The 24,206-nt window shown below is 56.0% G+C and carries 16 protein-coding genes; 10 read left to right on the forward strand and 6 right to left on the reverse strand.

The annotated features are described in order from the left end of the window. The first annotated feature begins 81 nt into the window (after positions 1-81). The 5 genes from QUE75_RS10665 (at position 82) to QUE75_RS10685 (ending at position 6,079) form a co-directional block, all read left to right on the forward strand. Entirely contained in the window at positions 82-1,686 is a 1,605-nt protein-coding gene (locus QUE75_RS10665) for an FAD-binding oxidoreductase (RefSeq protein WP_286249954.1), read from the forward strand. Positions 1,687-1,693: 7 nt separating this feature from the next. Beyond that, a complete protein-coding gene (locus QUE75_RS10670) occupies positions 1,694-3,280 on the forward strand; it encodes a glycerol-3-phosphate dehydrogenase/oxidase (protein WP_286249956.1) in 1,587 nt (528 codons plus the stop codon). 5 nt (positions 3,281-3,285) lie between these two features. Next, positions 3,286-4,845, forward strand: a complete 1,560-nt coding sequence (locus QUE75_RS10675; protein ID WP_286249958.1) for an FGGY-family carbohydrate kinase — start codon at positions 3,286-3,288, stop codon at positions 4,843-4,845. Positions 4,846-4,922: 77 nt separating this feature from the next. Then, the gene (locus QUE75_RS10680) at positions 4,923-5,288 is read left to right on the forward strand and encodes an MbcA/ParS/Xre antitoxin family protein (RefSeq protein WP_061333408.1); all 366 of its coding nucleotides are present in this window, start codon (positions 4,923-4,925) and stop codon (positions 5,286-5,288) included. Continuing rightward, the gene (locus QUE75_RS10685; protein ID WP_286249961.1) at positions 5,285-6,079 is read left to right on the forward strand and encodes an RES family NAD+ phosphorylase; all 795 of its coding nucleotides are present in this window, start codon (positions 5,285-5,287) and stop codon (positions 6,077-6,079) included. Before QUE75_RS10680 ends, QUE75_RS10685 begins: the two co-directional genes overlap by 4 nt. Here the strand turns inward: QUE75_RS10685 and QUE75_RS10690 are convergent. From QUE75_RS10690 to QUE75_RS10700, 3 genes are read right to left on the reverse strand one after another with little or no spacing between them, the layout of a single operon-like run. After that, positions 6,057-7,469 carry an efflux transporter outer membrane subunit gene (locus tag QUE75_RS10690; protein WP_286249963.1) on the reverse strand — a complete coding sequence of 471 codons (1,413 nt, stop codon included), beginning with the start codon at positions 7,467-7,469 and terminating at the stop codon, positions 6,057-6,059. The two genes, QUE75_RS10685 and QUE75_RS10690, sit on opposite strands and share 23 nt — an antisense overlap. Positions 7,470-7,473: 4 nt before the next feature. Further along, positions 7,474-9,414, reverse strand: coding sequence for a MacB family efflux pump subunit (locus tag QUE75_RS10695; protein WP_286249964.1), 1,941 nt, complete (start codon positions 9,412-9,414; stop codon positions 7,474-7,476). After that, on the reverse strand, positions 9,411-10,556 hold the full coding sequence (locus QUE75_RS10700; RefSeq protein ID WP_286249966.1) for an efflux RND transporter periplasmic adaptor subunit: 1,146 nt from the start codon (positions 10,554-10,556) through the stop codon (positions 9,411-9,413). Before QUE75_RS10700 ends, QUE75_RS10695 begins: the two co-directional genes overlap by 4 nt. 240 nt (positions 10,557-10,796) lie before the next feature. Between QUE75_RS10700 and QUE75_RS10705 the strand changes: the two genes are divergently transcribed. Further along, positions 10,797-12,734 carry a hypothetical protein gene (locus QUE75_RS10705; protein ID WP_286249968.1) on the forward strand — a complete coding sequence of 646 codons (1,938 nt, stop codon included), beginning with the start codon at positions 10,797-10,799 and terminating at the stop codon, positions 12,732-12,734. Positions 12,735-12,802: 68 nt separating this feature from the next. On the opposite strand, the gene QUE75_RS10710 is transcribed toward QUE75_RS10705, so the two are convergent. Continuing rightward, positions 12,803-14,110 (reverse strand): hypothetical protein, encoded by a 1,308-nt coding sequence (locus QUE75_RS10710; protein ID WP_286249969.1) that lies wholly within the window; start codon positions 14,108-14,110, stop codon positions 12,803-12,805. A gap of 105 nt (positions 14,111-14,215) precedes the next feature. After that, positions 14,216-16,078: a hypothetical protein gene (locus QUE75_RS10715; RefSeq protein ID WP_286249971.1), complete on the reverse strand. Its 1,863-nt coding sequence runs from the start codon at positions 16,076-16,078 to the stop codon at positions 14,216-14,218. Between the two features lie 183 nt (positions 16,079-16,261). Between QUE75_RS10715 and QUE75_RS10720 the strand changes: the two genes are divergently transcribed. Both QUE75_RS10720 and QUE75_RS10725 read left to right on the forward strand, forming a co-directional pair. Next, entirely contained in the window at positions 16,262-16,906 is a 645-nt protein-coding gene (locus tag QUE75_RS10720; protein ID WP_286249973.1) for a response regulator, read from the forward strand. Positions 16,907-16,919: 13 nt separating this feature from the next. Next, positions 16,920-19,079, forward strand: coding sequence for a sensor histidine kinase (locus QUE75_RS10725; RefSeq protein WP_286249975.1), 2,160 nt, complete (start codon positions 16,920-16,922; stop codon positions 19,077-19,079). Positions 19,080-19,102: 23 nt separating this feature from the next. Here the strand turns inward: QUE75_RS10725 and QUE75_RS10730 are convergent, their stop codons facing one another. Then, positions 19,103-21,472, reverse strand: coding sequence for a sensor domain-containing phosphodiesterase (locus QUE75_RS10730; protein WP_286249977.1), 2,370 nt, complete (start codon positions 21,470-21,472; stop codon positions 19,103-19,105). Positions 21,473-21,917: 445 nt separating this feature from the next. Between QUE75_RS10730 and QUE75_RS10735 the strand changes: the two genes are divergently transcribed. Continuing rightward, a complete protein-coding gene (locus QUE75_RS10735) occupies positions 21,918-22,124 on the forward strand; it encodes a cold-shock protein (protein WP_058091071.1) in 207 nt (68 codons plus the stop codon). Positions 22,125-22,436: 312 nt separating this feature from the next. Further along, positions 22,437-24,191: a putative bifunctional diguanylate cyclase/phosphodiesterase gene (locus QUE75_RS10740; protein ID WP_286249984.1), complete on the forward strand. Its 1,755-nt coding sequence runs from the start codon at positions 22,437-22,439 to the stop codon at positions 24,189-24,191. Positions 24,192-24,206 lie beyond the last annotated feature (15 nt).

A 24,206-nucleotide genomic window follows, 5' to 3' on the forward strand; every position in this document is an offset into this window, starting at 1 on the left:
CAATGTCGCACTCTGCCACTGGGTTTTGGCGCCAACGCTATAGAATGCCGACACTTTTCATGAAATCGGGAGTTGTGGTCGATGCGACGCTGGAATGGATGGGGTGATGATCAGTTCAACCTGGAGCTGCCTGCGCAGGGCCAGGCATTTCTTGAACAGCGAGTTGGTTCTGCCAATCCGTTACAGGATGCCACCCTGGAGAAGGTCTGCCTGAAGGTACCGGCCACACGCCTGCCTGCCGACGCCAAGGTTGATGATTTGATCGATACCAGCGCAGAGGTACGAGTGCGCCACGCCCGGGGCCAAAGCCTGGTGGACTGGCTCGCCCTTCGCAGTGGTGAGATCGGGACCTTTCCCGACGGGGTTGCATTTCCAGACTCCAATTCGGATGTTCGGGCCTTGCTGCGCTACGCCAACGACCACGACCTGCATCTGATTCCCTACGGTGGCGGCACCAGCGTGGCGGGGCACATCAACCCCATCGACCAGGGCAAACCGGTTCTGACCGTCAGCCTGGCCAAAATGAACCGCCTTCTGGACCTGGACCGGGAAAGTCAGCTGGCCACGTTTGGCGCCGGCACGCCGGGCCCCCTGGTCGAGGCGCAGTTACGTGCTCACGGCTATACCCTGGGCCACTTTCCCCAGTCCTTCGAGCTCTCCACCATTGGCGGCTGGGTGGCCTCCCGCTCCAGCGGACAACAGTCCCTTCGCTACGGCCGAATCGAGCAGTTGTTTGCCGGAGGCCGAATCGAAACCCTCCAGGGCACGCTGGACCTGCCCACCCTGCCTGCTTCCAGTGCGGGGCCGGATATCCGGGAGATGATTCTGGGCTCCGAAGGTCGGCTGGGGCTGATCACTGAAGTTAAAGCCCGTGTCAGCCACCTGGCGGACCAGGAAGCCTTCTATGTGGTGTTCTTCCCAGGCTGGGAACAGGCAAAAACGGCTTGCCGAAAACTGGTTCAGAACCGGATTCCCCTGTCCATGTTGCGGTTAAGTAACGCCATAGAAACCGAAACCCAACTCGCTTTGGCCGGCCACCCGCAACTCATCGGCATGCTTGAGAAATTCCTGTCGTTCCGTGGGGTACGGGAAGGTAAGTGCATGATGACCTTCGGCATTACCGGCAGCAAAGCCCAATGTCGTTCTACCCTGGCTCAAACCAGGAAAGTGTGCAGTGCCCATGGTGGTGTTTATACAGGCACCAAGCTTGGCGCGAAGTGGGCTGAAAAGCGCTTCACCATGCCCTACTTCCGGGAGGCGCTCTGGCAGATGGGCTATGCGGTAGACACCCTGGAAACGGCGACAGACTGGGATAACGTCGATAACCTGCTCAATCGCATTGAGAGCAACCTGCGGGAGGGTCTCAGTAGGGACGGAGAAAGAACCCACGTGTTCACCCACCTGTCCCATTTTTACGGACAGGGTTGTTCCATCTACACAACCTATGTGTTCCGCGTAGCCGACACCTATCCGGAAACCGTTGCCCGATGGCAGCACCTGAAAAACACCACCTCGGAACTGATCGTCCGCAACCGGGGAACCATCAGCCACCAGCACGGGGTTGGCAAGGACCATGCCCCCTTCCTGCCGGTGGAAAAAGGTGAACTGGGCATGCGCGCCATCCGTGCGCTGACCGATAGCTTTGACCCAGACGCCCGCCTCAATCCCAAAACCCTTCTGGACTGAGGTCGGTATGACACGACAGCAGATTCTCGCAGAACTGAAAAGCGGTGATGCCCGATTCGATGTGGTGATTGTCGGTGGCGGCATCACCGGCGCAGGTGCTGCCAGAGAAGCAGCCGGGAGCGGCCTGAGAACCCTTCTGGTGGAACAGAAAGATTTTGCCTGGGGCACATCCAGCCGATCGTCAAAGATGGTTCATGGTGGATTACGCTACCTGGGCAGTGGCCATATTGGCCTGGCCCGCGATGCCGTCAGGGAGCGCCAGCGCATGATGGAGGAGGCCCCGGGGCTGGTTGACCCACTCCGGTTTGTCATGCCCCATTACCGGGGCCAGTTCCCCGGCCCCCGACTGTTCCAGGCTTTGTTATCGGTATACGACCGGCTTGCCGGTGTGCGCAGCCGGCAACGCCTGACCGCCTCACAAAGCCAGCAATGGGCGCCCGGTCTGAGCCAGGCCGGGCTTCTGGGTGCCAGCCTGTTTACCGACGCCCTCACCGACGACGCCCGACTGGTGCAAAGGCTGATCGCCGAGGCGAGCCAGGACGGCGCCCTCTGCCTCAACTATGTATCCGCCAACCGGATCACCCGGAATGAGGCCGGCAGGGTTAATGGGGTTGTTCTGGTTCCGGAGGGGGAGCCACTGCAAGCTGGCATTTCCGTATCAGCCAACACGGTTATCAATGCCACCGGTGCCTGGGCAGACAAACTGCAACAGCAGGGCCCTTCAGAACAACCGCTGAGTATTCGCCCGCTCAAGGGCAGCCACCTTGTCGTGCCCTGGCAACGGCTACCGGTAACCTGCGCTGTGTCTTTGTTCCATCCGGAGGACAAACGCCCGGTATTTGCCTTTCCGTGGGCCGGCACAACGGTACTGGGCACCACCGACCTGGACCATCCGGGAAGCCTGGACCAGGAGCCGGTTATTAACGAACAGGAGGTTCGCTACCTGTTGAAGGTGGCTGAACACCTTTTCCCCGGCGCCAGCCTGACCGCCCAGGATGTGATCTCCACCTGGGCTGGTGTCCGGCCCGTGGTGACGGATGGTCAGGGCAAGGCCCCCTCCCGTGAGAACCGTGAGCACGCCCTGCGCCGGGACAAGGGCCTGATCAGCGTCGCCGGTGGCAAACTCACGACCTTCCGACAGATTGCCCGGGAGGCTCTGGAAGCCGCGCTCGGGCCGGATGGCAGCCACAGGCTCCGGGCCGATGACCAGCCAGTGTTCACTCCACCGGCCGACCTTCCGCGACCCACTCAGGTTCGCCACCTGACCTGGCACCGTCTCAAGGGCTACTACGGACCGGCCCTGGGCGAACTGTGTCGCGATGCGGATTTCACTGAAATCGCCGATTCCAACGTGCTCTGGGCTGAACTGGAGTGGGCCTGCCAATCTGAGCAGGTACACCACCTGGATGACCTTTTACTTCGCCGAACCCGCCTGGGGCTTGTCTTCCCCGCCGGCGCCAGAGCCCTGCTGCCAGACATCCAGGAACGATGCCAACGCCGGTTGGGTTGGACTAACGACCACTGGCAACGGGAAGTGGAGCGCTATCTGTCGCTGTATCAGCAGGCTTATGCCCTGCCATCTGAGGGCAGGTAAACAGTATGGCCAACACACCGCTGATTCTGGCGATCGACAATGGCACTCAGAGCGTCCGGGCGCTGCTGTTTGACCAACAGGGCAATTTGCACGGCAAGGGCAAGCAGGAAATCGAACCCTACTTCTCAGAACACCCGGGCTGGGCCGAGCAGCATCCTGACTACTTCTGGCGCAATCTCGGGTTGGCCTGCCAGGCGCTCTGGCAAAGTACCGATGCGACACCGGACCAGGTCGCCGGCGTAACCGTGACGACCCAGAGGGGCACGGTAATCAACCTGGACAAACACGGGCAACCGTTGCGCCCGGCCATTATCTGGCTGGACCAACGCCATGCCCGGGTGGACGGCCCGTTAAAGGGCCCCTGGGGACTGTTGTTCAAACTGGCGAGACTGGAAGACACCATTGAGCGGTTCCGGGAGAAAACCCAGGCCAACTGGATTGCCCAGAACCAACCGGAACTCTGGGCACAAACCCACAAGTTTTTGTTGCTATCCGGCTACCTGAATTACCGCCTGACTGGCGAGTACAAAGACTCCACCGGCAGCCAGGTGGGCTACCTGCCTTTTGACTACAAAAAACAGCAGTGGGCCGGTAACCGGGATTTCAAATGGCAGGCCATGCCCATCACCCGTGACATGCTGCCAGACCTGGTACGTCCCGGTGAAACCATCGGCCAACTGCTTCCCGACGCCGCCCACCACCTGGGCCTGCCAGCGGGCCTGCCAGTTATTGCGGCGGCGTCAGACAAGGCCTGCGAAATACTCGGCTCCGGCGGGCCCAGCCCGGACATCGGCTGCATGAGCTACGGGACCACCGCGACGATCAATACCACTAATCATCGGTACGTTGAGCCCACCCGGTTCATGCCACCTTATCCGTCCGCCCTGCCCGGTCACTACTCAACGGAAGTGATGATTTACCGGGGCTTCTGGATGGTCAGCTGGTTCAAGAAAGAGTTTGGTTTGCGGGAGCAAAAGCTGGCCGAACAAAAGGGGATCGAACCGGAGGTCCTGTTCGATGAACTGGTCAATTCGGTACCGCCTGGCTCCATGGGCCTGATGCTGCAACCCTACTGGAGCCCGGGTGTGCGCCAGCCAGGCCCCGAAGCCAAGGGTTCGATCATCGGGTTCGGCGACGTCCATACTCGGGCACACCTGTATCGCGCCATTCTGGAAGGCCTTGCCTACGCACTCCGCGAAGGCAAGGAGCGGATCGAGAAACGCAGCGGTCAGAAAATTCGCCGGCTCAGGGTGGCCGGTGGCGGTTCACAAAGCGATGCTGCCATGCAGTTGACCGCCGATATTTTCGGACTGCCTGCCGAGCGACCGCACACCTATGAAACCTCCGGCCTGGGCGCGGCGATAGACGCCGCCGTGGGATTGGGGCTGCACCCGGATTTTGACACCGCAGTGGGGGAAATGACTCGTGTCGGCGAGGTATTCACCCCGTCTGAGCAAGCGACTGAACTCTACCAGCGCCTCTATTCCGAGGTGTATCTGGACATGTACCCAAGGTTACAACCGTTGTATCGGAAAATCAGGAGTATCACCGGCTACCCCAAGTAATGATTGACGAGCACAGAATGATGCATTTTCGCCATTTAGGTATATAATGGTGAAAAATGCACAAAGGAGCCCTAGCCATGAACGAGCCGGCTACCCTGGCCCCCCAAACCAGCGACAAAGCCCTGCTGGCCAAGGCCTTGCTGAACTCCGCCAAGGCGTTTGGTATTTCCCAGGCCGAAGCCGCCGCCATTGTTGGCCGCAATCGCAGCGGTTTGACCCGCGATGGCATCGATCCAGACAGCAAGGCGGGAGAACTGGCGCTGCTGTTCGTTCGCCTGTATCGGAGCGTTTACGCCCTGACCGGTGGCGACAACCAGGCCATGGCCCACTGGCTCAATACGCCAAATAATTACTTTCAGGACACCCCCAGGGATATGATTCAGTCAACGGAAGGGCTGGTCCGGGTGATTCATTATCTGGATGCCATGCGGGGAAGGATTTGAACTACAAGGAGCGTATTAAAAACACCCTGACGAACCTACAGGGGCAGGTCTTTCGGGTGGTTGAGAGTCAGGAAGACATCGCCACCACCCGAATCGTTGACAACATGCAGGAACAGGCGCGCCTGGAGCAACTGCTGGATACCAGCAAACCGACGATCCCCGAGCGGGCCAGTAAACTGCACTACCTGCTTGCGACGCCCTTTCGATACCCGCCACTCAAATACGGCTCTCGGTTCGGCCGTAGCTTCGAACCCAGCCTTTTCTACGGCGCCATGAGCATTCCGACAGCCCTGGCAGAGACCGCATTCTATCGGTTTGTGTTCACCAGCCACGTGTCAAAACCCTTCAAACGGCCGCTGACCACGCTGCACACGGTTTTCACCGCCCGTTTTCGTTCAAGCCACGGAGTGCGGCTTCAGTCCCCTGAGTGGCAGGACCTTCAAGAAACCCTGACCGACCCGGTCAGCTACCGGGAATCCCAGGCGCTGGGTAGCGACCTGCGCCAATGCGGCGCGGAAGCGTTTCAGTTTCTCTCTGCCCGGGCTCTTCAGGCCGGCTTGTACCAGCTACCCTGGCAACCTGAGCACGGAATGGACGGACTCAACGTGGCGCTGTTCAGCCCCCGGGCACTCCGGGACACGGCGCCGAAGTCGTACCACAAACTCATCGTCGCCACCTCAGACCAGCAAGTATCCATGAGTCTGACGCTGGCTGATGGCCGTAAGCAGGTTCACAACTTTGGCCGGGAAGCCTTTCTGGTAGAGGGTGTTATTCCTCAACCGGCCCTGTAGCCACCACCCCGTCATCGCGCTGCCAACCTCCGCCCAAAGCTTTGTAGAGGTCGACGGCGGCAATCAGTCGGTTCAGGCGCATCTGGCTGAGTTGCTGGCGAGCGTCGAACACATTGCGCTGGCTCTCCAGCAGGGTCAGCAGGTCATCTGCGCCCTCCCGATAACGGACTTCCGTCAGCCTGAGTGTTTCTTCAGCACGTGCCAGGATCTCTTGCAGGCGCTGCTCCTGAAGCTCAAACAGAGAATCCCGGTCAAGGGCATCGCCCACTTCCTGGAATGCCGTCAACAGACTGCCCCGATAGCCTTCGAGCAGGGCCACCCGCCGGGATTCCGAAATCGCCAGGGCGTTTCGCCTCTGGCCGCCATCAAACAACGACTGACTCAAACCCAACAGACCACTCACGCTTCGAGTCGGATCAGCAAGGCTGAGAAAACTGTCGGTGGATAACCGAACCGCTGCACTCAGGGAAACCGACGGCAACAGGGCTGCCCTGGCCTGTTCAATATCGGCGCTGGCAGCCACCAATCTTGCCTCCTGGGCGGCCAGGTCGGGTCGACGTGTGACCAGACTGGCCGGCGCCAGGGGACTGATCACCGGTATGCTTACCTCTGAGATATCGGCATCTGGCTTGTCGCCCTCAAACGGTAATTCTCCAGTCAGCACCCGTAATGCTACCAGCCGTTGCCGGGCCTGGTATTCCAGTGGCGGCACCGCGTTACGCAGGCTCAATACCGAAGTTTGCTGGCGCGCCAGCTCAGCCCGACTGGCAGCACCATTGCGGAAGCGGGCCTCCACCAATGCCAGAGTACGCTCGCCAATCGCCAGGTTATTCCGTGCCACCTCTACCCTCTGCTGTAACTCCAGCCATTCAAACCAGGTGCTGGCGACCGATGCAATCAGGGTGATACGAGCTGCGTCGTAGTCAAACCGGGTGGCCTGGAAAGATGCCAGAGCTGCGCCTTCGACGGCAGACAACCGCCCCCAAAGATCCAGCTCATAGTCCACGGATAAGCCGGCACTGGTTGAACCCCCGCTGTTGGTATCACCACCGGAGGCCCGGGAAGCCTGCCGCCCGGTACTGGCCGTTGCCCCCACCGAGGGCAAGAGGCCAGCACCGGCGGACTGCAGCTGCAAATCGGCCTGAATGACGGACTGGGCAGTGGCCGCCAAGTCGGGGTTGGCCGCCAGGGCCTTGTCAATCAGCCGGTTCAAATTGTCATCATTGAAAGCCCGCCACCAGCTGGCATCGATGTCCTGCCCCTCATCGATTTGAGCGGACCATTGCTCCGGTGGAGTAACTGGCAAAGGCACCGGCTCCGGCGTGAACGTGGCGCACCCGCCAACCAGGAGAGCCGGCAGTAAAACCAATATTCGAGCGGTCATAGTCATAGTCTTATTCCGACGCCAGGGCATGGACCGGGTCCAGGTGAGCGGCTTTGCGGGCTGGCAGAAAACCGAAGATCAGCCCGGTGGCAAAGGCACAGGAGAACGCTAACACCATCGGCAACACGGTCATGTGGACCGGCGTGCCAAACGAGCCGATCAATTGGGTGGCGGTGATGCCCAGCGCGACACCGATCAGCCCACCAATGGCCGAGACCAGCCAGGCCTCGGTAAGAAACTGTTGCAGAATGTTCCAGGCCCGCGCTCCGGTGGCCATGCGAATGCCGATTTCCCGCGTGCGTTCGGTCACGCTCACCAGCATGATGTTCATTACACCGATGCCGCCGACCAGCAGCGAAATGGCCGCAATGGAGCCAAGCAGCCAGGTCAGGGTATTCTGGGTTTCAGAGATGGTGTCGATCAGCGACGCCATATTGCGGATGGTGAAATCCTCAATGCCACCATGCCTGGCCAGCAGAGTTTCGTGAATAATCGCCTCTATTTCGCTCATCCGGTCCAGATCAGCCACCGCCACGGTGATATTGCGCAGGTGGGTTTGGCCAAAAATACGCAAACTACCCGTTGTGTAAGGTACTAACACAACATCATCCTGATCCTGGCCCATGGGCGATGCGCCCTTCTCCCCCATCACGCCAATTACCTGGAACAGCACATTGTTCACCATCAGATGTTTGCCGAGCGGGCTTTCGCCGGGGAACAGTGTGTCGGCCGTCGTTTTGCCCAACACGGCTACTGCCGCATAGTTGAGCTCATCCTGTTCCGAATAGAAGGTGCCTTCAATCACCGGCCACTGCCTGGCCACCGGAAACTGGTATGAGGTGGCGTTAATTTCTGCACGGTGGTCAAGGTTAAAGTACCGAAGCGTTTGCGAACCGGTGAGTTCAGGTATCGCTGCAAGAACCCCTTCTACTTCATTGATTGCGCGATAATCTTCGGGAGTTAACGTGGTCACCGACCAGCGGCCTCCTCGCTGATCCGGGCCGCCGGGGCGAATCAGCAACAAGTCACTGCCCATGGTACTGATTCGATCAACCACGTCTTTCCTGGCCCCCTCCCCGATAGCCAGCATGGTAATCACAGACGCCACGCCAATCACGATGCCCAGCAACGTCAGTGCGGTTCTGAACAGATTGCTGCGCAACGAACGCACAGCACTTTTCAGGGCCTCCTGCCAGTCACTCAGCACGACGCCATGGCGACTGGCCTCTATTGCCGATGATGAATCTGTAGCGCTGTCATCGTGGCCGGTATCTCGAACCACTTCGCCATCGGCGATATGAATTTGCCGGCGGGCAACATCGGCCACATCCTGATCATGGGTGATCAGAATAACGGTATGCCCCTTGCCAGACAGCTCAGTCAGCAGCCGGATAACCTCTTTGCTGCTTTTGCTATCAAGGGCGCCGGTAGGCTCATCGGCGAAGATCACCTGGCCGCCATTCATTAATGCCCGGGCAATTGAGACGCGCTGCTGCTGACCACCAGACAACTGGCCGGGGCGATGGGTAAGCCGCTCTCCCAGCCCCAGTTCGGTTAACAGCTTCTCCGCCCGCTCCCGGCGCTGGACAGGCGCCCTGCCTGCATAGATGGCCGGAATCTCAACATTCTCCCGAGCGGTCATCCCCGGCAGCAGGTTGTAGCTCTGGAAGACAAAGCCGAAAGCCTCCCGGCGCAATAACGCCAGGTCATCCCGACTGAGCGCGGAAACGTCACTGCCGTCATAGCAGTATTCCCCTGAGGTTGGCTGGTCCAGGCAACCGAGGATATTCATCAAGGTGGATTTACCGGACCCGGAGGGGCCCATAATGGCAACGAACTCACCCGGATAAATTTTCAGGTCAATGCCCTTGAGTACCGGTACGGCCAACTCCCCTTCACCAAAGGACCGGGTAATACCCCGCAACTCGATCAGAGGCCGGCTTGCGGTCATCGCAGCATACCCCGGAAGTTGTTGGTGTTACTGGAACCAGAGCGCGGATCCCGGGAAACCAGCACGACCTTTTCGCCTTCCTTTACGCCGGAGACCACTTCCGTATGTACCCGGTTACTGACGCCGGCCACAATGTCCCGCCATTCAACCTGGCCTGCCTGGGTCAGCACCTGCACCCGGCCCCGTTGAACCGAGGACACTGGCACCCGCAGCACATCCAGGGCTTCGCTCTGAATAAAGAACACCTGGGCCGTCATGTTCGGTAGCAGTTTGCCGTCATCGTTATTGGCATCGAACAGGGCGTTGTACAATACAACATTGTTGGTCACTTCCGGTGTCGGCTCTATGTACAGCAACTCGCCGTACACCTTCCGTTCCGCATCACCCAGCGTGGTGAAGTAAACGCGCATCCCAGGCTCGAGTTTGCCCACATCAGCTTCCGATACCTGTGCCCGCACCCGCATGGTGGCCAGATCAGCAATACGCATCAGAACCGGGGCTTGCTGGGTTGCATTCAGGGTCTGGCCCTGGCGGGCTTCAATGGACACGACAGTGCCCTCCATGGGTGCATAGATTCGTGCATACCCGAGGTTGGCTTCTTCCGCGCGCAAGGTGGATGAGGTTTGTTCGATCTGGGCTTCCAGCATCGCCAGTTGCGCTTTGGCGGATGCCAGTGACGCCTCGGCAGTCTGCAGCGATTCCCGCGTAGTAGCTTCTTCTTGGAACAGGTTGGTCTGGCGCTGGAACTGGATTTCCGCCAGCCGCAACTGGGCCTTTCGGTCATCCAGTTGCGCCCGTTGATTCTTGAGCTGGGCCCGGGTGGCGTCGACCTTGGCTACGTATACGGTCGGATCAATCTCCGCCAGCAAGTCACCCTGGGAAACCGTTTGCCCAACCCTTACATGGATGGTTTCGAGCTGGCCTGATACCTGGGCACCAACGTCCACGTAGTTGCTGGGCTCCAGCACGCCGGTAGCGCTGACCAGCTGCTGGATGTCGCCGCGGGTGACTTCGATGGTGTTGATGGATTGCCCCTGGCCATTTTTCTGGTTGGCAAACCACCAACCGACCGCAGAAAGACCTGCAAGCAACGCCAAGGCAACAAACCATTTCACTGTACGTCGGTTGTGGCCAAATGCCATCTATAAATTCCCCTCGGAGTCATCAACATCGCAACAATAGAGAAGCGACCAGCGAAAAAAAAGCGACGTTTCAGGGTTTTGCTCAACCTTTACACTCCCGGGGTTAGCCCGTTTGCGTGATGGGGGAATGCTGCCGAGTTCTATAGTCTGGGCGAGAAAGCAGGAAACCGCGGAAATTCTGGAAGAAACAGGAGTTCGAGGTTTTGCCGTTCATGGATCGTACCCAGAGGATAGAAAACTATGAAGTACTCCGCTTTGCAGGCAACCGCGTTGAGTGGGTTGCTGCTCTCCGGTTGTGGTGGCAGTTCAGACTCGCCGACAATCCCAGTTCAGCCCCCTCAAAACGGTGGTCAAACGCCTGATCTGACTTTTTCAGCAGAAGCTACCGGCACAGAAACGAGAACGGACTGGAACGACGGTGATTTCAGTGACACTAGGTTCAATCTCTGTGTTGCCAAGGAACCGATCGATTCAGGCGTGGAGAACTGCACATCCTATGAAGGTGGTAGATACTTCATGGATATCAGCGCACCGTTTACCGTTCAGGATATGACACCAGGCTCTGAATATTGGCTTCGGCTTCAAGCCCAATTACCTGAAGGTCAAGCCCTACTGTCATCAGTTAAACAAATCAAAATCGCCGCCGACGATGGCACCGTGGAACCTGAATCTCCAGGACCCTATGCCGGTTTGGGTCCGTTCACAACCGGAACCAGAATCCAGTTTTATGAACTGGACGGCGCGACAGGGCAAAGAGTGGGCAGTGATCCGGTAGCGACTACAACGGTCGGGGATCAAGGTTCGTTCGATATGCCTGATGTAACCCCACGGTGGGTAGAGGCTGAGGTCACCGGAGATTTTCTGGATCTCTATAACACGGGCGGAGACACCGAGGGCACGCCCGTCTCCCTGAGCGCTATATTCGACACCAGCGAGACTAACAGCGGTCATAATATTCAGGTTTTCACTCACTGGGTCGCTGAAAGAGTGAAGTGGTTGCTCGTCAACAGTCATGCCGGGTCACTGGAAGATGCTCTGTCAACCGCAAGGACTGAGCTTGAAGCGGACCTGGCGTTGAATCACCCACCCGAGACCATCAGCTTTCAGTTATCAGCCGACGATTCGGAGCCGAGGCTAGATGACTCTGCCAAACTTCTGGCCATTTCCTCCTGGATTTCGCGCTACCTGGACGATCACGCATTGATCGCAGAAAGCTATGCCCAGAACCGGTTGGAATCGGAAAACGATGAACTCGCTCAACTTATAAGCGATCTGAGCAACCGAGCTGATTTCTATTCCGACCGCGCATTCAACCGCATGGGGGCCCAACTTCCAAGTCAGGAGGCACAAAGAGAGTACCTTCTTCTGGGCCAAAGCCTGAGTGGCTGCGCTGCCGCCAAAGCCTTCCGAACCCGCCCGACAGTTTGCCTGGGCGAAGGCAGAGATACCTTCTCTGCGGATATACCGGGAGGAAGTGGCACCCATCAGAAAGAAATATTCTTCCACCCCCGCCAGGCTGGCATGTGGGCGGTGGAGTTGAGTCTGGACAATACTTGTGATGTGTCCTGGACCACCTATCTGGGAGAAGATGGAACTTTCAACCTGATGTCACAAAGCTTCAATGGCACCGTTGGCCAGCGGTTAGTCGGTACCCGCAGACTGACACCACAAATCCATCGCATTGTGGCTAATTTCAATCGTGAAGAGTGCGCTGCGACAGAAGTGGACTTCAACTTCAGGAAAGTGGCCATTGGCAGCGAAAACCCGCTGAGTAGGGGTCTCTATTACTTAACACCCGATTCGGTGCAAACCGGGGTGGTCGGTGCCTATCAACACACTTCCGGGACGAGTGCTGCTCCCTCTTCAAGCCGCTCTTATTATTTCCTTAATCACTATAACGATGCCCCCGCAACCTACGATTTCGCCCTCGATTATCGCAGCACCGGCTCCGGGAGCATGACGATTCACGTAGAAGAAAGGATCGGGTCGAATTTCCTTGGTATTACCTTCGTGGAAGAGGAGCAAAGCCCCGGTCAACTGTTGAGGAGCTACGAGTTAAAAGCCGGAACGCCATATCGAGTATGGGTAGAAAACCTGAACCCAAGGACGACTTCAGTGAATAATTTCAATTCCTATGCCCGGTTCAACTACGAACTGACCATTAACGAAACGCCCTGAACAAAAACGCCCCAGGTTTTCAGGAAACTGGGGCGTTTTCTTAACGTCTAACACAAATTTTGATCAGCCTACAAACCACTCTGATTAAAGTTCACATGACTGTCTTCAAGCGTTCGGGTCGGGCGGCCAACCATGTCGGTGGCTGGTTCCCCATCAACTCGTAGTTCGACAAAACTGCCGATCGAGTATTTCCGGGGGTCCAGGGTATCAATGAACAAATTGGCCCCCTCAACCGCACCGCCTGCAATTACCAGATCATTGGTCAGCTCTGGCATTTTCAACGGGCTGGCACCTTTATCGGCAATATAAAAACGTCGCAACTGTGGAGCTAAGACCGTTCCGATGGTGTATCCAGCAGCTTCTCCATAGTACTCAAAAAAGAACCGCCCATCAGTGAAAAGGGTATTCTGAAGTTTGTCTCTTTGATCGGCGAAGGTGAGAAATTCGCCCGTTTCAGCCTCGGAGTTTACAACAACAAAGTCGTTGCCCCTAGCTCCTGAATCAGGGCCATCGTCCAGGAGTCCTCTTGCAACAAAGCGCCCTGGCTCATCAACCACCATCACGGGCCGAGAAAGATCAAGAACGCTGAAAAGTTCGATACGGCTACCACTTTCGGAGATCCAATAGAACCCATCTACGTCTGTATTACTTCCTGGTGCGGTATAAACACCCAACTCCCTCGTCGACCTGTTCAGGCTAACCGTTAATGTATCACCGCTTGCATACTCACTGGTTTCGATCACGGTATAGTACTCGGTGTCCGCCGACCGAACCGGCAACTGATCTTCCGGACGGTTTGAGGCTAAAAACAAAACAGTTCCAGTATTAACCTCCAACTCCACTTCTTGACCACTCACGGCCCGAGCGAGCCCCTCACTCCGGTAGCTAACCAGTCTAAAGTCATCGAAGTTATCAATCGTGACGGTAAAGGTCTCCGCCGGCTCGACAGGGCCGGTCTCGCACACCCCCCATCTATCCATAACATGGACCGATGAATTACCCATAATCAATGAGCGGTCAATGTGTGTAGCCCAGGCGCCATCATAGGAACTGTCCTCGTCCATGTCAGCATAGACCAGTCCGAACGACCCAGTCTCCGGAACCTCATTCACATCAAAAAAGCCCTCAGCATCACTTTGGGCCTCCCCGACCAGCTCGCCATTACTGTTATTGATGAGGATTCTGGCGTTTTCAAACGGGCAGTCATCACCGATGAAGAGTTGCACCATTTGAGGCGTAACTGGCGGGGTATCCCCCTCTCCGTTCTGCTGATTTGTTCCGTTGGCGTTGCTGCCACCGGACGATCCACCGCAAGCGGTCAGCATTGCCGCCAACGGCACAGTTAAGATAAGAGTTTTTGAAACATGACTAAGCATAGTGAGCGCTCCTTGGTACAACACCGGGGCTTAAAGAATCGAGATGAATAGAATGGTTAGTATCCATAAGAGCCCGGCACTGCGGCCGGGCCCTTGTGGCGAGCTTCAGAACCTGTCCAACGGGCGCTGGGCAGCGTTATCGCTTGGCTGAGCAGTCACGGTTTGCATGGATTCGGCATCGGTGACGTCCAGGTAGATAACGGAATAGCTATCCGGTTCACCGCTGGCCACCGTTTGGGCAAGGCGCGAGGGGCCGGGGGCAATACCGAAGAAGCGGACCTCTGTGGCGCTGCCTGGCAGTGGGCCGAAGTTCACTTTGCCAGCGGCCGGATCATCCGCGCCCACCGCAGCAAGCTCTGCGTTGGGGCCAATCATGAACACGTCCGTGATGCCCTGCATCGCCAAACGTGCATTAGGTGCCACGCCGCCCTCGCCCGAGGCGCCCACCCAGGCCCAGTCAGGAATGTCTATCCGCTCGTCAGTAACCACATTCAAGGCCACTGCGAGTGATTCGGTGCCGCCGATGCCCTGCGTCCGGTTGTAGAAAACCCATTGCTCACTGGCGGCCAGTATGGGCGTTTCAATGGATTGACCACCAATATCGGTGGCGGTATCCAGGGTTCGACGGTCTGAGCCGTCTGCACGCATGCTGATGACATCGCCTTCGTGTTCTACCACTAAACGATTACCTGCGGACAGCAGAAAGGCATTCTCAAGCCCGAGAAAACCGGAGCCTTCAAGTGTTGCCACCACCTGCCATTCACTGCCATCGAGCCGAACCACTTCCACTGCCCCGTCATCGCCGCTGGACACGGCTCGCAGGAAGACAGGGGCGCCATCCAGAACCGTGCTGTGGGCATCGGTTGGCACAACCGCTGGATTTGGTGGGAGCAGCCCTCTTTCGACCTGCAACTGCTCGCCGGAGCCAGACAGAACCGGTGTTACCGTACCGGGGCCAGTCGCATCGTATTCGTAAAGCCATACACCGGCCTGATTACTCGTCGCGACATCATCGGTCGACGCGGCCAGATAGATGCCGCCATCCGCAGTTCTGAGCCCAAGGTCGGTGGCGACATCGAGACTCGTGACGGAGTTGCCTGTGTTGTCTTGAATGGAACCTGAGCGGGCCTCCAGAGTGTCGGCATCCACAAATTTCATGGAGCCATCAGACTCATCCAGAGCCAGGTACCCCAAACCACTCATTGCGGCAAAGTCGCTCACTGTCGAGAATGGGAAAAGGCCAGCGGCAAGCGTCTTCACGCCGGTATTTTCATCATCGGATAACTGGAGCTGTTGCCAGTTACTCCCAAACTGAGACAACAGATAGCTGTCCAGTGCGTTGGTCAGGTCGTTCAGGATTCGCCGGCTCAGAATCGGATTGGAGGACTCCGAATCGGTGACCTGCACTGGCGTTGGTGCCTGGCCGGTTTCATCAATTGACACGCGACGGTAGCCAATGCCGTCTGCAGGTGTGATGGAGCCATTACCATAGAACACTTCAGCAGGCGACATCATGGCCAGTCTGCCGGCTGGATCGAGAATGCCCTCGTGGAAGGTGAGGAAGATTGAATCGTAATTGCCTGCACCGATGGTGGCCGGTGTTGGCATACCCAGTATCGAACCCGGAAAGAACGCCTGCCCAATCTCGCCATCAACCAACTCAGGCGCCTGCGGCGCTTCTGGACTGACCATAAACAAACCCGCCATGTCGGTGCCGGCCAGAACCTGGGTGTAAAGCAGCCCATAGTTGTTGCCGAGGCGCGCTAGCCCATCGACATCTGACGGCACCGCACTGCTCACATCACCCGGGCCAGTGCCACCACCGTTAGAGCCACCATCACTGCCATCACCCGGTGTGCCGCCACCCGACCCACCACCGCCGCAACCCGCCAGAAGCGCGGCCGAGCATGCAACCACCAATGCCTTTATGCCGTAAATACCCGTGTTATTACTGATCGAATCCTTCATAACCTACAACCTCCTTGGTTTCTCAAGCGACCACCTTATTAGAGGTTGAACGGCACAGGTATCACGCAAACGGACTAACCCGGCCCTTTCAAACTGGGTATCTTGGTTGGTTACTGCTACATTTAGATCTTCGGATGTCTGCTTCTGCCGATTAACTAGATAGACCAACAAAGGCATGGATTAATGCAGAACATACTGGTCATTGAAGACCACTACGAGACCAGGGACTGGCTTATCGGAATTGTTATGGAGACCTTTCCGGACTCTTTGGTCCATGGTGTCGGGACCCTGGAGCAGGCTTACGACTGGCTGTCCAATAACACCGCCAATCTCGCCATCATCGATTTGAGCTTGCCTGACGGCAATGGCAAAGACCTGTTGGTCTACTTGAAAGAACACTCTCCCGAAACCTATCTTGTGGTCGCCACCATCTTCGATGACGACAAACATCTGTTCGATGCGCTTCGGGCTGGTGCCAGCGGATATCTGCTAAAAGATCAACCGCGCAAGGCGATTATCGACAGCCTCACCGGCCTCGTTTATGGCTCTCCGCCACTGTCACCGGCCATTGCCCGCAGAATTCTCCGCCAATTTCAGCAGCCAGTGGCCACTGAAGCGACTGCAACATTATCGGAAAGGGAAAAAGAGGTCCTTTTTCTACTCGCCAAAGGCTATGGCAGGGGCGATATAGCAGAGCTTCTGAGCGTCTCGGTAAACACAGCCGCAAGCCACATCAAGTCCATTTACCGCAAGCTGAATGTTTCCGGGCGGGCTGAAGCAACTCTCGAAGCGGTGAGAATGGGCCTGATACCTGGCCGAAACGGTTAATCCAATTCTGTTTATGATGACACGTAATCTGGCCCCAATCCCTTTGATGCTCGCCGGCATGCTGGTGTCTTTTGTGTTGCTGATAATTGCGGTGCACATGGCCACTCGAACGCCTTGGCTAGGCCTGGAGTTGGCATACGATGAGCACCATCAGCTCCCTGTCATAGAGCGTATACACAACCCGGACATCACAAATATTCTACGCGAGGGCGATCACCTGCAATCAATCAGCGCCCCTTACGCTGACAAAACCGTTGACCTTTCAGGTTTTATGCTGCGGGTTGAGCCCCCAAGTTACCCGACGTTTGCCGGCCATAACGCACTACTTGTTCGGGAAGACCGCATCGCAGCCCTTCTGGAACTACCGGAGGTGCTTATCACCACTGGAGAGGGCAACACGGCGTTAGTGCGGGTTTTACCCAAACGCCCGATGGCCACCCTTAGCTATGAGTTCTGGCTTTTCAACCTGTTCGGGCTGATCGCCTGGAATATAGGCCTGGTGGTCTGGGTTATCAGGCCCAGAGAAGCAGCCGCAAGGCTGTTGTTTGCCTCCGGCGCCGGGTTCTTCATGGCCACCTTTTTCAATAGTATTTACAAAGCCAGAGAGCTTGCGCTTCCCCAAGATATTTTCTTTGCGTATTCCAGGGCAAACCAGTTAGGGCTGTACATCATGCTGTTCAGTCTGCTGGCTCTTATGGCCTATTACCCCAGGAGAATTACGCGGATATCACCAGCCCTTTACATACTTCCGGCATTGTTTTTTTACCACGCCAATGAGACCTATCAGTGGATTGAATGGCCCCTGCACACATTTTACGTTCCTGTCTTTGCGCTGTACCTGGCCGGAGTGGTGGTTGCCAGCTACCAGTGGCGCATATCTGCCCAACACCCACTGGACAGGGCAGCACTGAAGTGGATTCTGTTATCTATTTTCATCATCATGGGCCTCGGCCTCGCCATGTACTTTATACCCCTCGCGCTGATGGAGCGTGCCGTTTTCCCGCAGATCGCGATGGTAGGCACTGCCAGCTTGCTTTACATCGGTTTTGCTTTCGGGATAGTGCGCTATCGATTGTTCGACGTGGAGCGCTGGTGGCTTGAGGTTTGGGCATGGTTCCTTGGCGGGTTATCGGTGGTCATTTTTGATCTTGCGCTCGTTACACTGCTGAAAATGCAGCCAACGATTGCGCTGGGAATCGCGTTGATTGCTGTGGGTTGGATTTATTTTCCCCTACGGCAATTGGTGTGGCGAAAATTGCAACCTGCATCCCCGGATAGCGAGTTTCGACTGGCAGATCAAATCGAGCGTATTGCCCAGGCCATGCCTGCACAGCATACCGACCCGTTCTGGATACGTCTGTTGGAAGAGGCTTATCAGCCTGCCAATATTTTCATCAGTAACCACCCGTCCGATTCTGTTGAACTCCTCAACAACGGCTCCGCGGTTCTGGTCCCGCTGCTCTGTACCGATGGCACGGTACGCCTGACATTTCCAAATAAAGGCAGGAGGCTCTTCTCGGTCAGGGATAGAAAGCATCTCGAGAGTCTACTAACGATCGCAAAACGAATTCTTACGGTTCATGAAGCAGAGATGGCTGCCGTTCAAAGAGAACGGGAGCGTATAGTGCGGGATCTTCATGACGACGTTGGTGGCCACTTGATGACGGTTCTCCGCAGGGCCCCCTCAGAAGACCTTGAAAGCCCCGCAAGAAAAGCCCTCAAAGGACTTCGGGAAAGCATGCGGGTGCTGGATGGCAACCCACTTCAAGATCTCAGGATGGTGCTGGAGGACATGAAAGCAGAAGTGGAGGAAAAGCTTGAGGGTACCGACGTGAGATTGCTCTGGCAGCAGTCTCTGGAAGACGACTCGCTGGAGATCACCATGCGCCAAGCGATCAATATAAATCATATTCTTTCCGAGGCCGTCAACAACGCATTGGAGCATGCTGATAGCAAGATCATGCGAGTCGATTTTAGTTCGGACCAGGAGACCATCACCTTGAAAGTCACTAATGATGGTGCAAAGGGGCTGGATCCGAATCAAAAACTACTCCGCGGCCGGGGGCTTAACAACATGCATGTGAGGGCTTCTGAACTAGGGGGGCAGTTAACATTCGCCATTGATGGCCCCGAAGCGAAAGTTGTCGCCGTCTTACCGATTCATTCGGACTGATTCTTACCGGCGCCACCTTCCGGTTATTTGATGGGGACACCGCAGTGTTTCTTCCAGTCAAATGCCCTGCCCCATTCCACCGCGTCACTTAAGCACATCGGTTTTGAGTAATAGAATCCCTGCCCAAGATCGCACCCAAGTTCAATCAGACGAGCGTGAGTCTCAGCATTTTCAATGCCCTCAGCCACCACCCGACGACCAAAGCTGCGGGCCAGGCCCAGTATTGCGGTGACCACCATTTCACTCTCCGGATCGTCCAGCATGTCATTGACAAAAGAACGATCAATCTTGATCTCGTGGGCAGGAAGCTTACGGAAGTAGTCCAGAGAGGAATAGCCGGTACCAAAATCGTCCAGCGACACCTCCACCCCCAAGTCCCGACACCGCCGAAGCGTGTCAATTACCAGGCTGGCATCATCCATGGCGGTGGTTTCAAGCAGCTCCAGAATCAGCCGGTGGCGGAGCCCGCGGGGCAAACGCTCCACTGCCTGGGCCAGATCTGCCGGGAAGGTTTTGCCCAGAAAGTGGGATGGGCTGAGATTCACGCTCAGGGAATAGACCAAACCCTGACTATTGAGCAGCAACAGTTTGTCGATGGCTTCGTTGATCACCAGGTTGCCAACGGTGCGAGCGTATTCGGTGTATTCAAGATGTTCCAGAAAGTGCCCCGGGCCCAGCAAGCCATCGTCGGGATGATTCCAGCGAATGAGCGCCTCAAAGCCTTCGATGGTCTGGCGCTTATAATCAATCTTGGGCTGGTAATACAGCTCCAATTCGTCACGACTGATGGCCTGGCCAATCTGCTCCAGAACCCTTACTCGCTCTTTCCGGGTAAAATGGGACTGCAGGTCAAAGATTTTATAGGCGTTCTTGCCGGATTCCTTGGCTGCATACATCGCCTGGTCCGCGTGGCGAAGCAGTAAATCGGTATCTGCGTCGTCATCCGGATACACTGTCACGCCCATGCTGCCAGACAGGTGTAAAACAAAGTGCCGGTAACTGATGGGCTGGCGGATGGCTTCCAGAATGCGGGAATACACACGCTCATCGTCTACATCCCGAAGTATCGCCACAAATTCATCACCGCCAAGGCGGGCGATCACATCGTGGCCCCGCACGGTATTCTTCAGCCGCTCCGCGATCGACCTGAGAACTGCATCACCAACGGAGTGTCCATGCTCATCATTGATCTCCTTGAAACCATCGAGGTCAATAAAACAAACCGCCACGGTGCCGTTGCGCTGCTTGGCTTCAAACAGCTCCTGTTCAAACAATTCCGTTAACCGTCGCCGGTTGGGCAGCCCGGTCAGGGCATCAAAATTAGCGGCCTGTTCCAGGCTGAGTTGATGCTCACGTTTTTCCTGGTAAAGACGCTTCCGTTCAATCAGGGTGCCAACGGTCTGCAGCAGCGGAGCAAGGTCGTCGGCAAGGCTTTCTTTATAGCCGCCCACCCGGTTGGCCAGGCCAACCAATCCGATCAGATTCCCGCCACTGTATACCGGCAACCCGATATAACTGGAGATCGGAGGATGGCCAGGTGGCAAGCCACCGCGGCGCACATCGTTTGCATAGTTGTTGGTAAGCACCACAGCGCCGGATACCAACCCTGCCCCCAGGAGGTTATCCAGCCTCTCAAAGAGCATTCCCCTGCGTTCTACCTGCTGGAACAGGGCCTGGGTTTCAGGGCTCCAGGCGATGTTGGTGATGGCGCCTACCTTGAGGTACGGCGTGCCATCGTTGTGATACAACACCTCACCAATAAATCCGAACTGGCTACCCGTAAGGGCCAGCAAATCGGCCAGCATCAACTCGAATGCCGCCCGCTCGTTGTCATTGGTCAGAAAGACATTCTGGGCCCGCTGGATGGCCCGGCTGAGATGCGACACCGCGACGTCACCCGCGTCTCCTCCAGTGAGATAGGCACATTCCAGCTCGTCTTCGATGAGACTCGCCAAAGTACGAAGTACATCCAGGTCCACTTCCTGAATCTGACGGGGCTTGTCATCAATAATGCACAACGAACCAAGCTTGAAACCACTGGGCTCCCGGACAGGAATGCCAGCGTAAAAACGGATGTGTGGATCACCGGTGACCAGTGGATTCGATTTGAAGCGGGGGTCCTGGGTGGCATCTTCAACAATAAACGCTTTGTCCTGGCGGATAGCGTGATCGCAGAATGCCACCGAGCGCGGTGTTTCACGAGCATCAATGCCGTCCTTGGATTTAAACCACTGGCGCTTATCATCCAGAACGGTGAACAAGGCCGTTTTGACTCCATAAAACTGGCGGGCGATTCGAACCAGCCTGTCAAACCGCTCCTCTGGTGGCGTATCCAGAATCCCTAACTTCTCAAGCGCAGTGAGGCGCCTTTTCTCCATAGGGTCCAGGGGCATACAGGTTTCGCTCCGCGTAAGGAAACAAGAGACCAAGCCTTTTCGGCATTTGAGTTGTTAGAAGGGCCTTCGACCAATCCTTCTATCCACTGCCCTTACAACAAGAAGTGTAGATCAAGGCTGCCGCGAGAGTTATTGATTTTAGTAACCGGGCATTGCAGCTTGACGCGCCATGGAGGACCGTTTCAACAGGACAATTTGCCGCCCTTGGGTAAATGCCTATAAGAAATAGCTTTCTATTCGGACCGGGCAGGAGTACAGTGACTCTCGTTGGAAAGATTTAGCACAGCACTCATCAATAAGACGCATCTCTGTTGTAAGTTGTAACAAGTAGCTTTCGTCCTGTTTTTGATCACGCCAGTTTTTTGTTTCCCGCACTCCGCTGACCAAGCCTCACAATGATGCCTGGCGGCAATTAAAATGATTGAATTCAGGATTTATAACTATGTCTACTGTTACCGGTACTGTTAAGTTTTTCAACGAATCAAAAGGTTTTGGCTTTATCACTCGTGAAGGCGGCCCGGACGTTTTCGTTCACTACAGCTCCATTCAGGGCGGCGGCTTCAAAACTCTGGCAGAAGGCCAGCAGGTTGAATTTACCGTTTCTCAGGGCCAGAAAGGTCCTCAGGCGGATAACGTAGTAGGTCTGTAATTTTACGGCCCTGATACGATAGAAAAGGCAGCTTCGGCTGCCTTTTTTTTTATTTTAGGCGTGAAAAGTTTGCAACACCGCAAACAACATCCTCCCTCCCCGATCATCACCTGTAGCATTCCCCCATGGTCTGGCTTTACCGCTAGGCTTCTCGCGGTTCGAAGAAATCTCTCTCCCTCCGTCGATCAACTCTGCCACGTGCCCCGTACAAGCATTGGGCGATCCGAAACATAGCACCTATACTGCCCTAAGCAGCTGAAAGATATAGCGGGTATTTTTGATTTCTGCGGACGCGCATATGGGAGGCATAGAATGTCGGCTCGTAATGGACCGAAAGGACACCGTTCATCCGCTGACGACAATGGGCGTTTGCGGGCTTCCACTAAGCAGAGCGAGCAAGATTTCTATGAGCTGATCGAAAGCCTCCCAATGGTCGCAGTTCAAGGCTATGACAGGAAACGCCGGGTAATCTATTGGAACGATGCCAGCCGACACCTCTACGGCTATACCCGGGAGGAAGCCGAGGGCCAGCTGCTGGAAGATCTGATCATTCCGGACCATTTGCGCGAGGGCGTAATAGACGCCCACCAGAATTGGCTGGAGAGCAACATCAGCATTCCACCAGAAGAGATTGAGTTAAAGCACAAGGATGGACACCTCGTGCCGGTTTACTCCAGTCACGTCATGATCAAACAGGACACTGGCGACTGCGAAATGTTTTGCATCGATGTCAGCTTGCAGGAACAGAAGAAAGCCAACGACAAACTCCAGTGGATGGCTAATTTTGACGACCTTACTCAACTGCCCAACAGACGGATGATGGAAGTTGAACTGTCGGCTCGCCTGATGGAGGCAGAACGGCGCCAAAGCGGCGAGATCGCCGTCGTGTTTATTGACCTAGACAATTTCAAACTGATCAATGACACCTTGGGGCATCACTATGGAGACGAGCTGCTGCTCGCTGTTGCGAATGGCCTAAAAGGGGAAATTCGTTGCTGCGACCAGCTTAGTCGCTTCGGTGGCGATGAGTTCGTACTCTTGATGTTCGATTTTGACGGTCCCGAAAGCATTCATGAAGTATTTCGCCGCTTGAGCAGTATGCTCGAGCGTGGCTTCATTCTGAATGGCGCTTGTTATCAAGTCACCGCGAGTTTCGGCGTCAGTCTTTACCCCAATGATGGCACGACGGTCCCAGAATTGATGGGAAACGCCGATGCCGCGATGTATCAGGCAAAGGAAAGCGGCAAAAACAGCATCTGTTTTTACACCTCCGACATCAATGATCGCCTGCTTCGTTATCAAAAAACAACGGCACTCCTCCGTAACGCTCTCGTTGCTGGCTCCCTGCAACTGTATTTCCAGCCCCAAATTGATCTGAAAAACGGGCGCATGCGGTCATGTGAGGCCCTGCTGCGATGCTTTGATGAAAACTCACGGCCGGTACCCCCAGATATCTTTATACCGGTGGCAGAAAAATCAGGACTGATTAACCGCATTGGAGACTGGGTTATTGATGCAGCCTGCAAACAGCTTACGGCCTGGAAGGACACGGCGCTTGGAGACCTGCGAATTGACATCAATTTGTCGGGCAAACAACTGACAAATCAACATTTGGCCAGCGATATCCTGCAGAAGTTGTACCATCATGATCTGCGTCCTTCCCAGTTAGGCGTAGAGCTAACGGAAAACGAAGTGATCGAAGGTGATGAAGTACAGATTGGTCAACTGGAAAGACTGAAAAACGCCGGGGTGCACATTTCCATTGACGATTTCGGCACTGGTTATTCGTCGTTGCTCTATTTGCGTAAACTGCCCGTTTGCAGCCTGAAGATTGATCGGAGCTTTCTACACCATGCCATGGAAAACAGCAGTGATATGGCGATCATGCAAGCCATCATCACCGTTGGGCACAGTCTCGGCTTGAGCGTAGTCGTGGAAGGCGTGGAAACCAGTGAACAAGACAATCTCGTCAAGACCCTGAGCTGTGATCTGGCTCAGGGATATCTTTATGCCAGGCCCATGCCGGCCGACTCAATGGCAGCGTACCTGGTGAGTATGGGGCACTAAAACGGCCCTTCAGTA

Origin of the sequence: Marinobacter shengliensis (genome assembly GCF_030297115.1) — a bacterium.
GTDB lineage: Bacteria > Pseudomonadota > Gammaproteobacteria > Pseudomonadales > Oleiphilaceae > Marinobacter > Marinobacter shengliensis.

What these genes read in the sequence shown, in the direction of transcription:
- QUE75_RS10665 (WP_286249954.1), top strand. Translation starts at nt 82, where the DNA reads ATGCGACGCTGGAATGGATGGGGTGATGATCAGTTCAACCTGGAGCTG.
- QUE75_RS10670 (WP_286249956.1), top strand. Translation starts at nt 1,694, where the DNA reads ATGACACGACAGCAGATTCTCGCAGAACTGAAAAGCGGTGATGCCCGA.
- QUE75_RS10675 (WP_286249958.1), top strand. Translation starts at nt 3,286, where the DNA reads ATGGCCAACACACCGCTGATTCTGGCGATCGACAATGGCACTCAGAGC.
- QUE75_RS10680 (WP_061333408.1), top strand. Translation starts at nt 4,923, where the DNA reads ATGAACGAGCCGGCTACCCTGGCCCCCCAAACCAGCGACAAAGCCCTG.
- QUE75_RS10690 (WP_286249963.1), bottom strand. Translation starts at nt 7,469, where the DNA reads ATGACTATGACCGCTCGAATATTGGTTTTACTGCCGGCTCTCCTGGTT.
- QUE75_RS10695 (WP_286249964.1), bottom strand. Translation starts at nt 9,414, where the DNA reads ATGACCGCAAGCCGGCCTCTGATCGAGTTGCGGGGTATTACCCGGTCC.
- QUE75_RS10700 (WP_286249966.1), bottom strand. Translation starts at nt 10,556, where the DNA reads ATGGCATTTGGCCACAACCGACGTACAGTGAAATGGTTTGTTGCCTTG.
- QUE75_RS10705 (WP_286249968.1), top strand. Translation starts at nt 10,797, where the DNA reads ATGAAGTACTCCGCTTTGCAGGCAACCGCGTTGAGTGGGTTGCTGCTC.
- QUE75_RS10710 (WP_286249969.1), bottom strand. Translation starts at nt 14,110, where the DNA reads ATGCTTAGTCATGTTTCAAAAACTCTTATCTTAACTGTGCCGTTGGCG.
- QUE75_RS10715 (WP_286249971.1), bottom strand. Translation starts at nt 16,078, where the DNA reads ATGAAGGATTCGATCAGTAATAACACGGGTATTTACGGCATAAAGGCA.
- QUE75_RS10720 (WP_286249973.1), top strand. Translation starts at nt 16,262, where the DNA reads ATGCAGAACATACTGGTCATTGAAGACCACTACGAGACCAGGGACTGG.
- QUE75_RS10725 (WP_286249975.1), top strand. Translation starts at nt 16,920, where the DNA reads ATGATGACACGTAATCTGGCCCCAATCCCTTTGATGCTCGCCGGCATG.
- QUE75_RS10730 (WP_286249977.1), bottom strand. Translation starts at nt 21,472, where the DNA reads ATGCCCCTGGACCCTATGGAGAAAAGGCGCCTCACTGCGCTTGAGAAG.
- QUE75_RS10735 (WP_058091071.1), top strand. Translation starts at nt 21,918, where the DNA reads ATGTCTACTGTTACCGGTACTGTTAAGTTTTTCAACGAATCAAAAGGT.
- QUE75_RS10740 (WP_286249984.1), top strand. Translation starts at nt 22,437, where the DNA reads ATGTCGGCTCGTAATGGACCGAAAGGACACCGTTCATCCGCTGACGAC.